Consider the following 14,014-nt stretch of genomic DNA (forward strand, 5'->3'; position numbering starts at 1 on the left):
AAATCCGCATACTCCTTGCACGCGCTTTCCGCGACCGTGCGTTCCCGCCCTGCCCTGTCCAGGGCGGATGAAGAGATCAGCGCCACGGAATCCTGCCGCCGGGCCGCCGTCGAGCCGCCGCCGGCCCGAGGCGCACTTTCATTCGACCCTCAACGAATAACGGCTTCGCCCATGCCCGCCGCCACCCCCGACCGCCCCATTCCACCCGGCCTGCCGAGGGAGTCGCCATGCCCCAAGAACGCGCAGCGCTAGACCTGTCCGCCGTCACGGACTTCCTCCATTCCCGCGCGGCCGAACTGTTGGCCGTACCCCCGGCCACCCTGGACCGCCGGGCCCCGCTGCACCGGTACGGACTGGACTCCGCCAAGTCGGTGGCCCTGGCGGCCGCGCTGGCCGAGTTCACCGGCCGACCGGTCCCGGCCACCTGGATCTGGCAGTACCCGACCGTGGCGGACCTGGCCCGGGCGCTCGTCGAGGGCCCGCCCACCGCCGAGCCCGACCCGGTCGCCGAACGCCGCACGCCCTCCCGGGAACCGGTCGCCGTCGTCGGCATCGGCTGCCGCTTCCCCGGCGGGCCGGACCCGTCCGCATTCTGGCGGCTGCTCACCGAGGGCCGCGACGCCGTCGGCCCGGTGCCCGCCGACCGCCGGGCGCTGATGAACGACGCGGTCCGCTGGGGCGGGTTCATCGACGGCATCGACCGCTTCGACCCGCTGTTCTTCGGCATCTCGCCCCGCGAGGCCGTCCAGATGGACCCGCAGCAGCGGCTGATCCTGGAGCTGTCCTGGGAGGCCCTGGAGGACGCGGGCATCGCCCCGTCCACCCTGCTCGGCAGCGACACCGGCGTGTTCATGGCCTCCTGTTGGGGCGACTACGCCGCCCTCGCCCACTACCGCGGCCCGGACAGCCAGATCACCCCGCACACCGCGACCGGGATGCACGACGGCATCATCGCCAACCGGGTCTCCTACCTCCTCGGCCTCCAGGGCCCGAGCATGGCCATCGACGCCGCCTGCGCCGGCTCGCTGGTCTCGGTGCACGTGGGCTGCCAGTCGATCTGGCTCGGCGAGAGCGACCTGGTGCTGGCCGGCGGGGTGAACCTGAGCTTCGTCCCCGACTACTACACCGCGATGGACCGGATGGGCGCGCTCGCCCCGGACGGCCGCTGCAAGTCCTTCGACGCCCGCGCGAACGGCTACGTCCGCGGCGAGGGCGCCGGCGTCGTGGTGCTCGCCCCGCTGAGCGTCGCCCTGGAACGCGACCTGCCGGTGTACTGCCTGATCAAGGGCAGCTCCTCGAACAACGACGGCCTGAGCAACGGCATGACCGCGCCCAACCCCCAGGCGCAGGAGAAGATGCTGCGCACCGCGTACCGGCGGGCCGGCATCGCGCCGCACCTGGTGGACTACATCGAGTGCCACGGCTCCGCGACCCCGCTCGGCGACCCGATCGAGGCCAACGCGATCGGCGCCGTCCTGGGCGGCGACCGGACCGAACCGCTGCGGCTCGGCTCGGTCAAGTCCAACGTCGGGCACCTGGAGGCGGCCGCCGGGATCGTCGGCCTGGTCAAGCTCGCCCTCTCGCTGCGCAACGGCGTCCTGCCGCCGAGCCTGCACTACAGCGCGCCCAACCCGCAGATCATGTTCGACGAGTACCGGATGACCGTCCAGGACCGGCTGACCCCCTGGCCGCGGCGCTCCGACGCCCGCCGGGGCGGAGTCAGCTCCTTCGGCTTCGGCGGCGCGATCTGCCACCTCGCGGTCGAGGAACTCCCGCGCCCGGAGGCCTCGTTGCTGCTGCTGGCGGCGGACTCCCGGGAGGCGCTGGCCGAGCGGGCCCGGGCGCTGCGGGACGAGACCGACCTGCGCGCGCTGTGCGCCCGCACCCCCGGCGAGGGCGCCTTCCGGCTGGCGGCCGCCGCCCACGACATGGCCGAACTCCGCTCCCAGCTGGACGCCTTCGGCAGCGGCGAGGCGGCCCCGGGGCTGAGCGTCGGCGAGACCGACGGGCGCCGGCCTCGGGTGGCCTTCCTGTTCTCCGGCAACGGCTCCCAGTGGGTCGGCATGGGCCGCCAACTGCTGGCCGGCCTGCCGGTGTTCCGCCGCTCGATGCTGCGCTCCGACCGGCGGATGCGGGAGCTGCTGGGCTTCTCCCTGGTCGACCAGCTGCTGGCGCCGGACGGCCGGCTGGACGACATGGACGTCTTCCAGCCGCTGCTGTTCTCGCTCCAGGTCGCGCTGGCCGACGCCTGGCGCTCGCTCGGCGTCGAACCGGACGTCGTGGTCGGGCAGAGCGTCGGCGAGTTCGCCGCCGCCCACGTGGCCGGCGCGCTGGACTTCGCGGACGCCTCCCGGCTGGCCGCCCAGCACGGCCGGCTGCTCCAGCTGCTGGCGGTCGGCCGCGGCGAGGGCATCGTCGTGATGACCCCCGCCGAGGAGGTCCGGCCGTACCTGACCGGCGGCCTCACCCTCTCCGGCCGCAACGGCCTCGGCTCCACCCTGGTCACCGGCACCCCGCAGGAGATCGACGGGCTGGTCCGGCGGCTGACCGAGGCCGACGTCACCAACCACCGGGTCCGGATGGGCCACGCCCCGCACTCCCCGCTGGTCGACCACGTGCTCGCCCCGCTGAAGGTCGAACTCGACGGCATCCGGCCCCGGACCGCCCGCGTCCCGATGATCTCCTCGGTCACCGGCGAGGCCGTCGACGGCGCCGAACTCGGGCCGGACTACTGGGCGGAGAACCTGCGCCGGGAGATCCGGATGGTCGACGCCCTGACCGGGCTGCGCGCCCACGACGTCGACGCGGTGGTCGAACTCAGCCCCCACCCGCTGCTGCTCAAGTCGGTGTCCGAGCTGCTCCCGGCGACCACCCTGCCCTCGCTGCGGCGCGGCGCCGACGAGGCCGCCACCCTGCTGGGCTCGCTCGGCGCGCTGTACGCCGCCGGACTGCCCGCCCCGGCGCACCCGTTCCTGGCCGGCGACCGGGGGCGGCACACCACCCCGGTACACGCCGACGCCGCCCCGGACGGGCCGCCGTACCTCGTCCCGGTCTCCGCCCGGACCGCGGGCGCGCTGGCCGACACCTGCCGCGAGCTGTCCAACCACGTCGAACGCGACCCCGGTCTGCGGGTCGCCGACCTCGCCTACACCCTGGCCGCCCGGCGCACCCACCACAACCACCGGGTCGCGCTGTTCGCCCGCAACCGGCAGGACGTCCTGGACGGGCTGGCCCGGGTCGCCGCCGGCCGCCCGCACCCCGAGGTGCTCACCGGCACGGTCTCCGGCGGCGTCGACGGCCGGGTGGCGCTGGTGTTCTCCGGCGGCGGCACCCAGTGGGTCGGCATGGGGCGCGAACTGCTGCGCTCGCACGCCGGGTTCCGGGAGTCGATGCAGGCCTGCGACGCCGCCGTGCGCGCGGCCGGCGGCTGCTCGGTGCTCGACCGGCTGGCGGCCCCCGCCGAGGAGGCCGGGTACCACGAGATGGACGTCCAGCAGCCGGTGCTGTTCGCCCTCCAGGTCTCGCTGGCCCGGGTCTGGCTGGAGCTCGGCATCGAGCCGACCGCCGTGGTCGGACACAGCCTCGGCGAGGTCGCCGCCGCCCACGTGGCCGGCGCCCTGTCGCTGGCCGACGCCGCCCGGGTCGTGGTCACCCGCTCGCACCTGCTCGAACGCAAGGCCGCCGCAGGCGCGATGATCGCCGTCGACCTGCCGGAGGCCGAACTGCTCCCCCGGCTCGCGCCGTACGCCGCGCACGCGGCCGTCGCCGTGGTCAACAGCCCCACCAGCGCGGCCGTCTCCGGCTCGCCCGAGGCCGTCGCCGCGCTGCGGGCCGAACTCGAACGGGACGGCGTCTCCGTCCGCCTGATCCGGGTCGAACGCCCGGTGCACAGCCCCGGCATGGACCCGCTGCTCCAGCCGCTGCGCGAGGGCATCGAGGGGATCACCCCGCTCTCCCCCGGCATCGACTTCCACTCCACCGCCCTGGCCGACACCGTCAACCCGGCCACCGACGTCGAGTACTGGGTGCACAACCTGCGCAACCGGGTCCGCTTCGCCGACACCATCGGCGCGCTGGTCGACCGGGGCGTCACCACCTTCATCGAGATCGGCCCGCACGAGACGCTGCGCGGCGCGGTCGAGGAGACCGCCCTGAGCCGGGGCGCCCAGGTGCACGCCGTCAACTCGCTGCGGCGGGAGGAGAGCGACCTGCGCTGCCTGCTGGGCGCCGCCGCCTCGCTGTACGTCCGGGGGCTGCCGCTGACCTTCGACCCGCTGTTCGGCGACGACGTCGAGCTGGTGGAGACGCCGCTGGTGCAGTGGCAGAAGGAGCGGCACTGGATCGACACCGAGCCCCGGCCGGCCCCGGCCGGGCAGCCCGCCGCCGCGGTGGCGCCGCCCGAGGCGCACCCGGTGGAGCAGCCGGTGGAGCAGTCGCCGGTGGCGGCGGACCGGCCTGTGGCCGAGATCGTCCTCGCCGAGCTGGCCGATGCGCTGGGCGTGCCGGCCGACGGCTTCGACACCAACGCCTGTCCGCGCGACTTCGGCCTGGACTCGATGGTCGGGATCCGGCTGGTCAACCGGATGCAGGCGCTGTTCGGGCACCGGGTCTCGCCGGTGGTGTTCCTGGACGGGCGGCCGATCGCCGCGGTGGTCGATCACTTCGTCGAACTGACCGGCGGCGCACCGGCCGTACCCTCGCCCGTCATCGCAGCCGTACCCACACCGGATCCGGAGCCGGAGCCGCGGCCGTCCCTCCTCGACGAACTGTCCGAGCTGGACGCCGAGGAGCTGCTGGACGAACTGGACGCCCGCGGCCTGCTGGCCGCCACCGACGACCCCGCCCTGGACCAACTCCGCGCCGGCGGCCTCGGGTTGGAGCTGGCCCCGGCCTCGCACGGCCAGGCCTCGCTCTGGTTCATGCAGATGGTCTCGCCGGACGCCGTGCCGTACAACTTCATGGTGGCCGCCCGGATCCGGGCCGCCGTCGACGAGAAGGCGCTGGAGCGCGCCCTCCAGGCCGTGCTGGCCCGGCACCCGGCGCTGCGCACCCTGTTCGTGGAGGCGGGCGGCCGGCCGTACCAGGTCGTTCTGGACGAGCCGGTGTACGAGTTCCTGGTGGTGGACGGCGCCGGGCTGGACGACGAGCGGGCCCGCGAGGAACTGGCCCGGCACGGTCACCGGCCGCTCGACCTGGACCAGGGGCCGCTGGTGCGGGTCGTCCTGCTGAGCCGCGGCCCGGCCGACCACCACCTGCTGGTGCTGGTCCACCACATCGCCTCCGACGCGGCCTCCGCCGACGTGATGATCCGCGAACTCCAGGACTTCTACCAGGGCGGCGACCCCACCGCCGGCGCGCCGGTCGCCCCGTACACCGAGTTCGTCGAGTGGGAGCGCCAGTGGCTGGCCGGGCCGGCCGCCGCGGCGGCGCTGGACTGGTGGTCGGCGAAGCTGGCCGACCCGCCCGCCCACCTCGACCTGTCCACCAAGGAGCGGCCGCCGGGCGTCACCTACGAGGGCCGCGACCTCGCCTTCCGCTGGAGCGCCGAGGAGACCCGGCTGCTGCGGGAGTTCGCGGTGCGCGAGGGCGTGTCGATCAGCACCGTCGTGCTGGCCGGGTTCTTCGCCACCCTCAACCGGGCGGTCGGCACCGAGGACGCCCTGCTGGCCACCGCGATCGCCCAACGCGCCGAACCCGGTTGGGAGTCCGCGATCGGCTACTACCTCAACACCGTGCTGGTCCGGGCCGAACCGGCCGCCGACCGCAGCTTCCGCGAGCTGCTCCGGGAGGTCCACGCGTTCTCGCTCGGACTGCTGGAGCACATGAACTACCCCCTGGACCTGCTGGCCGCCCAGCTGAAGCCGCCGCGCGCCGAGGGCCGCTCCCCGTGGTTCGACGTGGTGGTGAACTGGCTGTCCTCGGACGCCTTCCCGCGCTCCGTCAAGCTCTTCCACGGCGTCGGCTCCACCATCGCCCCCGACGGCGGCCTGCCCCTCGAACCGGTCCAGGTCCGCCGCCACCTCGCCAAGTTCGACCTGGAGATCTCGATGGCCGACATCGACGGCGAGGTGGCCGGCCACGTCCAGTTCAAACCGAGCTACCTGGAAAGGCCCACCGTGACCGCCCTGCTCGCGCTGTACCGCAGCGTGCTCTTCGCCTCGATCGCCCGCCCCGACCTGCCGCTCGGTGCCGTCGCGCCGGCCGGCCTGCCCGAGGGGACGGACCGGTGACCGACACCCTGCACTCCGCGTTCGTCGAGCTGGCCGCCAAGAACCCCGACGCGACCGCCGTCTACTCCGAGGCCGGCGTCCTGAGCTACGGCGAACTCGACCGGCGCTCACGGGAGTTGGCCGAGCGGCTGACCGCCGCCGGCGCCGGCCCCGGCGTCCCGGTCGGGATCTGCGTCGAGCGCACCCCCGAGCTGCTGGTCGGCATCCTGGCCGCCCTGCGCAGCGGCTCCTGCTACCTGCCGCTGGACCCCAACTACCCCGCCGACCGGCTGGCGTTCATGGTCCGGGACAGCGGCACCCGGCTGCTGCTCACCACCCCGGCCTCCCGGACCGGCTGCCCGCCCGGCCCGACCGTGCTGGTCCTCGGCGCGGACGACACCGTGACCACCGAACCCGGCGCCGCCCCCGCCGCCGTGGTGCCCGGGGACACCGCGTACGTCATCTACACCTCGGGTACCACCGGCCGACCCAAGGGCGTGGCGGTGCGGCACTCCGGCTGCGTGGCGATGCTCGCCGCGATGGACCGCGTCCTGGAGGGCTGCGACCTGAGCGGGGTGTCGGCGGCCAGCTCGGTCTGCTTCGACATGTCGGTGATGGAGATCTTCAACGCGCTGTGCCGCGGCGGCGCCGTCGTGCTGGTGGAGAGCGCCGTGCACCTGCCGGAGAGCCGGTACGCGGACCGGATCACCCACCTCAACGTGGTCCCGTCCGTGATGAACGGCCTGCTGGACGCCGGGGCGCTGCCGCCCACCGTGCGGACCGTGGTGTTCGGCGGCGAGGCGCTGCGCCGCAAGCTGGTCGACCGGACGTACCGGGAGACCGGCGCGACCCGGGTGTTCAACGCCTACGGCCCCACCGAGGGCACCGTGTTCTGCACCTTCGGACCGGTCCCCGAGGACTCCGCCGAGGAGCCGACCATCGGCCCGCCGACCGAGGGCGCCCGGGTCTACGTGCTCGACGAGCGGCTGCGGCCCGCGCCGACCGGCGAGCTCCACCTCGGCGGCGCCGGCCTCGCCCACGGCTACGTCGCCCGGCCGGGCACCACCGCCGAGCGCTTCGTGCCGGACCCGTTCCGGGACGGCGAGCGGATGTACCGCACCGGCGACCTGGTCGAGGTGACCGAGAGCGGCGAGCTGCGCTTCCTCGGCCGCACCGACCACCAGGTCAAGCTGCGCGGCTACCGGATCGAGCTGGAGGAGGTCGAGGCCCGGCTGACCGGCTGCCCCGAGGTCCGCGAGGCCGCCGCCGCCGTCCGGGGCAACCGGCTGGTCGGCTACGTCGTCCCCGCCCACGGCACCGCCCCCGACGAACCCACGGTGGACGCCGCGCTGCAGCACGCCGTCACCGCCCGGCTCGCCGCCGAACTGCCCGACCACCTGGTGCCCGCCACCCTGGTCGTGCTGCCCGCCCTCCCGCTCGGCCCGGGCGGCAAGCTCGACCGCGCCGCGCTGCCCGAGCCCCCGGCGGCCGGCCCCGGCGGGCCGCGCACCGCCCCCGGCACCCCGACCGAGATCGCCCTGGCCGAGATCTGGGGCCAACTGCTCGGCCTGGAACCGTCGGAGCTCGACGTCCAGTCCGCCTTCTACGACCTCGGCGGCGACTCGCTGCTGCTGATCCGGCTGGCCCGGCTGATGACCCGGCGCTTCGACCGGCGGGTCCGGGTGCCCGACCTGTTCAGCTTCCGCGACATCGCCTCGCTCGCCCGGTGGCTCGACGACGACAGCGGCGCCGCCCCCGAGGTGGTCCAGTCCGCCCGACGGCGGGCCGGCGCCCGGCGCGCCGTGCTGCGCGGCCGCGGCGCCGACGACCGCTGACCTCCGTCCACGACCCGAAGCAGGAGCCCTCACATGACCGACAACCCCGAGCAGGAGTACGACCCGGGCGACGTGGCCGTCATCGGCATGTCGCTGCGCGCCCCCGGCGCCCGGACCAAGGAGGAGTTCTGGGACAACCTGGTGCACGGCCGGGAGTCCATCAGCTTCCTGGCCAAGGACGACATCCACGTCGACGAGACCCTGATCCACAGCCCGTTCTACGTCCGGGCCTGCGGGGTGCTCGACGGCTACGACCGGTTCGACCCCTCGGTGTTCGGCATCAGCGACCGGATGGCCGCCGCGATGACCCCGGAGAACCGGCTGTTCCTGGAGAGCGCCTGGGAGTCGCTGGAGGACGGCGGCTACGACCCGGACCGGCTCAAGGCCGAGGTCGGGATGTACGGCGCCAACAACCCGCAGACCGCCGCGCTCTACAGCTCGCCGCCGGACCGGGTGTCGGTCGGGCCCGAGGCGATCGAGGCCAGCCTGGCCTGGTCGCCGGACACCATGACCTCCAACGCGCTGTACTACCTGGGGCTCACCGGCGAGGCCGTCACCCTGGCCGCGGTCTGCGCGGGCTTCCACTACGCGGTGCACCTGGCCTGCCAGTCGCTGCTGCTGGGCCAGACCGACCTGGCGGTCGCGGGCGGCGCGATGGTCCGGCTGCCGCACCCGCGCGGCCACCTCTGGGAGGAGAACCGGGTGCTGTCCAAGGACGGCCACTGCCGCCCGTTCGACGCCCACGGCACCGGCACCGCACTGTCCAGCGGCGTGGTCACCGTGCTGCTCAAGCCGCTGAGCCACGCCGTCGCCGACCGCGACCACGTCTACGCCGTGGTCAAGGGCTCGGCCGTGAACAACAACGGGGTCAGCGCGATGGCCTACGGCCTGGCCCAGCCCGAGCGGCTGAGCGCCTGCATCGCCGCCGCCATGGAGGTCGGCGGGGTCGCCCCCGACACCGTCGGCCTGTACGAGGCCAACGGCCTGGGCCTGCCGATGACCGACGAACTGGAGGTGCACGCCGCCGGCATGGCCTTCGGCAAGCAGACCGCGACCACCTCGATCGGCGGGGTCAAGGGCAACGTCGGCCACGGCGGCGTGGTCTCCGGCGGGTTCGGGGCGGTCAAGGCCGCGCTGGCGCTGTACCACCGCAAGCTCCCGGCGACCGTCAACCTCACCGAGGTCAACCCGGACCTCGACTTCCCCAGCACCCCGTTCGTGCCGCAGCTCGAAGGGGCCGACTGGGAGCCGGAGTCCGGCATCCGCCGGGCCGGCGTCACCTCGATCGGCGGCGGCGGGTACAACGCCCACCTGCTGCTGGAGGAGCCGCCGGCCCCGGCCGGGCGGGCCGCCGAGGAGACGGGCCGGCCGCGGCTGGCCACCCTGTCCGCGCTGGACGACGAGGCCCTGGACCGGCAGCGCGCCCGGCTCCGGGAGCGGCTGGAGGCCGACCCGGACCTGCGGCTGGACGACGTCTGCTTCAGCCTCAACCTCGGCCGCAAGGTGCTGCCCCGCCGCTGGGCGGCCGTGGTGCGCAGCCGCGCCGAGCTGATCGCGGCGCTGGCCGGGGAGGGCGGCGTACCGGCCGTCAGCACCGCCGCCGCGCCGCGCGGCGACGCCGGCGCCTTCACCCGCACCGACCAGGGGATCGTCCCGGCCGGCCGGGACGCCGACGCGCTGGCCGCGCTGGCCGACGCCTGGGTGACCGGGCAGCAGGTGGACTTCGACGCCCTGCACCGCGGCGAGGCCAGCCACCGGGTGCCGCTGCCCACCTATCCGTTCCAGCCGCGCCGGTTCTGGCGGACGGACTGGTGACCGTGCACCCGCCGGCCCCGGCGCCGGCCGCCGTGGACCTGGGCGACCCGGCCACCTTCGCCGGCCACGACCTGGACGACCACTGGCGCACCCTGCGGGACACCGCCCCGGTCCACTGGAACCCGCCGACGGACGGCCGCCGCGGCTTCTGGGTGGTCTCCAGACACGAGTCCATCCTGGCCGTCTACCGGGATGACGCGCACTTCACCTCCGAGCGCGGCAACGTCCTGGTCACCCTGCTGGAGGGCGGCGACGCCGGGGCCGGCCGGATGCTGGCCGTCACCGACGGGCACCGCCACCACGAGTTGCGCAAGATCCTCCAACGGGTGCTCTCGCCCCGGGTGTTGGACCAGGTCGCGGCGACCGTCCGGGTGAACACCCGGCGGTGGATCCGCGAGGCCGTCGAGTCCGGCGGCTGCGACTTCGCGGAGCGGATCGCCGCCCGGATCCCGATGACCACCGTCGCCAACCTGCTGGGCGTGCCCGAGCAGGACCAGGACTACCTGCTCAGCCTGACCAGGGCGGCGCTGTCCGCGGACGACGAGGACGTCGACGAGGTCGACTCCGAGATGGCCCGCAACGAGATCCTGATGTACTTCGCCGACCTGGTCGACGAGCGCCGCGAGGCCCCGGGGGACGACGTGATCAGCATGCTGATCGCCAGTTCCGTGGACGGCGTGCCGCTGACCGACGAGGACGTGGTGCTCAACTGCTACAGCCTGATCATCGGCGGCGACGAGACCAGCCGGCTGACGATGATCGACTGCGTCCGCACCCTGGCGGCCCGGCCCGGCGAGTGGGGCCGGCTCAAGCGGGGCGAGGTCGCCGTGGACACCGCGGTGGACGAGGTGCTGCGTTGGGCCTCCCCCACCCTGCACTTCGGGCGCAGCGTCGTCCGGGAGACCGAACTGCACGGGGTCCGGCTGCGCCCGGGCGAGATCGTCACCCTCTGGCACGCCTCCGGCAACCGGGACGAGCGGGTCTTCGACCGGCCCGGGGAGTTCGACCTCGGCCGCACCCCCAACCGGCACCTGGCCTTCGGGTACGGACCGCACTTCTGCGTCGGCTCCTACCTGGCCAAGGTGGAGATCGCCGAACTGCTCACGGCGCTAAGGGACTTCACCACCGGATTCGAGCAGACCGCGGAGCCGCTGCGGATCCGCTCCAACTTCCTGACCGGGTTCTCCACCCTGCCGGTCCGGTTCGAGCCGGACGCCGGGGGCCTGGCCCGGGAAGGGGCCGAATGACGACCTGACCCGGCCCGAGACCCGACCAGTGAGCGCAGGAGTACGGATGAACATCTACCTATCGGGACAAGGGGCGTTCGCGGTGCAGGTCGCGGAAGCCCTGCTGGACAGAGGGCACAAGATCGTCGGGGCGGCCGCCCCCCGGCTGCGCAAGGGGCAGTCCGACGAGGCCAACGCGATGTGCTGGGACCGGCTGCGCTCCTGGGCGTACCCCCGGGACATCCCGTGGACCGACTCGGCCGAGCTGCGCGCGCACCACGTCCCGGACGGGGTGGACGTCATCCTCGCCGCCCACTCGCACGCCTTCCTCGGCCGGCGGACCCGGGCCCGGGCCGCCGTCGCCACCATCGGCTACCACCCCAGCCTGCTGCCGCTGCACCGGGGCCGGGACGCGATCCGCTGGACCGTCCGGGACGGCGACAAGGTGACCGGCGGCAGCGTCTACCACCTCACCGAGCGCACCGACGGCGGCCCGATCGCCGCCCAGGAGCACCTGTTCGTGCCCCCTGGCTCGACCGCGCAGAGCCTGTGGCGCGACCACCTGGCCCCGCTCGGGGTGCGGCTGCTGCTCAAGGTGGTCGCCGACCTCGCGGCGGACCGCCGGATCGAGGTGCCCCAGGACGAGTCGTTGGCGACCTGGGAGCCGGCGATGGACACCAAGCCGCTGTTCAAGCCCGAGCTGATCGCGCTGCCCGGATCGGTGCCGGTCGACGGCAGCAGGTGGGCGCTGCACGAGGACTGACCCCCGGAACGGCCGTGGCCCGCACAGGTGCTGTGCGGGCCACGTGCCGTGCCGTACGCGGGGTCAGAGCGGCAGCCGGAGGCGGAACAGCGCCCCGCCGCCGGGGGCGGCCTCGGCGGTGAGGGTGGCGCCGTGCGCCTGGGCGATCTGGCGGGCCATCGCCAGGCCGAGGCCGGAGCCGGGCAGGGCGCGCGCGGCCGAGGCCCGGTAGAAGCGGTCGAAGACGTACGGGAGGTCCTCGGGGGCGATGCCGGGGCCGTGGTCGCGCACGGTCAGCTCCAGCCGGTCCGGCGAGCCGGTGAGGCGGACCTCGACGGCGCCGCCGGGCGGGCTGAACTTGGCCGCGTTGTCCAGCAGGTTGGTGACCAGCCGGGCGAGCCGGGCGGGCACGCCGGCCACCGGCCGTCCGGGCCCGGTGACCTCCAGGGTGAAGGCGACGGCCGGCCAGTGGCCGCGCGCGGTGTCCACGCAGTGCTCGACCAGCGGGCCGAGGGCGACCTGTTCGAGCAGCGGCTGCGGCTCCTCGTCCCGGGCGAGTTCGATCAGGTCGTTCACCATGCCGGTCACCTCGCGCAGCTGGCGGCGCAGCGCGGCCGCCGCCCGTTCGCGCTGACCGTCCGTCAGGCGATCGGCCCGGGACAGCAGTTCGGCGTTGGTGCGGAGCGCGGTCAGCGGGGTGCGCAGCTCGTGCGAGGCGTCGGCGACCAGCCGGCGCCGAGCGGCGACGGACTGTTCCAGTTCGCCCAGCATGGCGTTGAAGCTGTCGGCGAGCCTGGTGAGTTCGTCCTCCCGGCGGCCGGGCGGCAGGTCGATCCGCAGTCCGGCGTCCCGGGTCGCGGCGATCCGTTCGGCGGTGCGGGTCAGCCGGGTGACCGGGGCGAGCGAGGTGCGGGCGACGGCCAGCCCGAGCAGGGCGGCCAGCAGCACCCCGGCGGCGGCGACGGCGGCCATCAGCACCCCGGCCTGGCGCACCCCCTCCTGGACGCTGTCGGAGCGCAGCGCGACCTGGACGGCCTGGCGGGCGCCGGGCGGCGCCGCGGTCATCGGGGTGGTGAGCATCCGGGCCGGGTGGCCGCCGATGGTGAGGTCGGTGAAGTAGCCGGCCCGCTGCCGGTCGGCGACCTGGCGGGTGGCTGCGGTGACGGGCAGCAGATAGGGCTCGTTGGCCGGTTTGGCCGGGTCGGCGGAGACGATCTGGGCGCAGGCCGGGGCGGCGAGGAAGTTGCACTCGCCGTAGACCACCTGGGGGCCCTGGTCGCGGTGCTGCTGCTGGACCAGGGTGGCCTGCTGGGTGAGGTGCTGGTCGAGCTGGTGGTCGAGTTCGTAGCGGACGATGCTGAACGCGGCCGCGCTGACCCCGAGCGCGACCAGCGCGACGGCCGCCGTGCAGGCCAGTGCCAGCCGGGTGCGCAGCGGGCGCCGGCGGCGCCAGCGGGCGTGCTCCCTCACGCCCGGTCCAGCCGGTAGCCGACCCCGTGCACGGTCTGCACCAACCGCGGCTCGCCGCCGGCCTCCAGCTTGCGGCGCAGGTAACCGACGTACACCGCGAGGGAGTTGGAGTCGGGGCCGAAGTCGGCGCCCCACACCCGCTCCATGATCATCTCGCGTGGCAGCACCTGGCCGGGGTGCCGCAGCAGCACCTCCAGCAGGGCGAACTCGGTGCGGGAGAACTCCACCGGCCGCCCGGCCCGGGTGCCGGTGCGGGTGACCGGGTCGACCTCCAGGTCGGCGAAGCGGTAGCCGGGCTCCTCCTCCGGGGCGGCGGCGCTGCGGCGCAGCAGGGCGCGCAGCCGGGCGGCCAGTTCGTCCAGCGCGAAGGGCTTGACCAGGTAGTCGTCGGCGCCCGCGTCCAGGCCGTCCACCCGCTCGCTCACCGAGTCGCGGGCGGTCAGCACCAGGATCGGGATCCGGTCGCCGAGCGCCCGCAGCCGGCGGCAGACCGCCAGGCCGTCGAGGACCGGCATCATCAGGTCGAGCACCATCGCGTCCGGCTGCCAGGCACCCACCTCGGTCAGCGCGGCCAGGCCGTCCGCGGCCCCGCGCACCCGGTAGCCCTCGACCGCCAGGCCGTCCTCGACGGCGGCCCGCACCTCGGGGTCGTCGTCCACGACCAGCACCTTCTGCCCGTTGTCCATGCGGACAACCCTCTCAAATCGGCTCTGAGAA

At 74.6% G+C, this 14,014-nt stretch carries 7 protein-coding genes; 5 read left to right on the forward strand and 2 right to left on the reverse strand.

Annotation, left to right across the window (positions count from 1 at the left end; all coding sequences use genetic code 11):
- Positions 1 to 227: 227 nt before the first annotated feature.
- From ACIP4P_RS16375 to ACIP4P_RS16395, 5 genes are read left to right on the forward strand one after another with little or no spacing between them, the layout of a single operon-like run.
- Entirely contained in the window at positions 228 to 6,230 is a 6,003-nt protein-coding gene (locus tag ACIP4P_RS16375) for an acyltransferase domain-containing protein (protein ID WP_400918663.1), read from the forward strand.
- A complete protein-coding gene (locus tag ACIP4P_RS16380; protein ID WP_400918666.1) occupies positions 6,227 to 8,044 on the forward strand; it encodes an amino acid adenylation domain-containing protein in 1,818 nt (605 codons plus the stop codon). The genes ACIP4P_RS16375 and ACIP4P_RS16380 overlap by 4 nt, the downstream gene beginning before the upstream one ends.
- 33 nt (positions 8,045 to 8,077) lie before the next feature.
- Positions 8,078 to 9,859: a beta-ketoacyl synthase N-terminal-like domain-containing protein gene (locus ACIP4P_RS16385; RefSeq protein WP_400918669.1), complete on the forward strand. Its 1,782-nt coding sequence runs from the start codon at positions 8,078 to 8,080 to the stop codon at positions 9,857 to 9,859.
- Between the two features lie 2 nt (positions 9,860 to 9,861).
- Positions 9,862 to 11,106: a cytochrome P450 gene (locus ACIP4P_RS16390; protein WP_400918907.1), complete on the forward strand. Its 1,245-nt coding sequence runs from the start codon at positions 9,862 to 9,864 to the stop codon at positions 11,104 to 11,106.
- 46 nt (positions 11,107 to 11,152) lie between these two features.
- Positions 11,153 to 11,848 carry a formyltransferase family protein gene (locus tag ACIP4P_RS16395; RefSeq protein ID WP_400918671.1) on the forward strand — a complete coding sequence of 232 codons (696 nt, stop codon included), beginning with the start codon at positions 11,153 to 11,155 and terminating at the stop codon, positions 11,846 to 11,848.
- 63 nt (positions 11,849 to 11,911) lie between these two features.
- On the opposite strand, the gene ACIP4P_RS16400 is transcribed toward ACIP4P_RS16395, so the two are convergent.
- Together ACIP4P_RS16400 and ACIP4P_RS16405 are read right to left on the reverse strand one after the other, a co-directional pair.
- Positions 11,912 to 13,297 carry an ATP-binding protein gene (locus tag ACIP4P_RS16400; protein ID WP_400918674.1) on the reverse strand — a complete coding sequence of 462 codons (1,386 nt, stop codon included), beginning with the start codon at positions 13,295 to 13,297 and terminating at the stop codon, positions 11,912 to 11,914.
- A complete protein-coding gene (locus ACIP4P_RS16405) occupies positions 13,294 to 13,983 on the reverse strand; it encodes a response regulator transcription factor (protein WP_350514047.1) in 690 nt (229 codons plus the stop codon). Before ACIP4P_RS16405 ends, ACIP4P_RS16400 begins: the two co-directional genes overlap by 4 nt.
- Between the last annotated feature and the right edge of the window lie 31 nt (positions 13,984 to 14,014).

Origin of the sequence: Kitasatospora sp. NPDC089509, assembly GCF_044749365.1 — a bacterium.
GTDB lineage: Bacteria > Actinomycetota > Actinomycetes > Streptomycetales > Streptomycetaceae > Kitasatospora.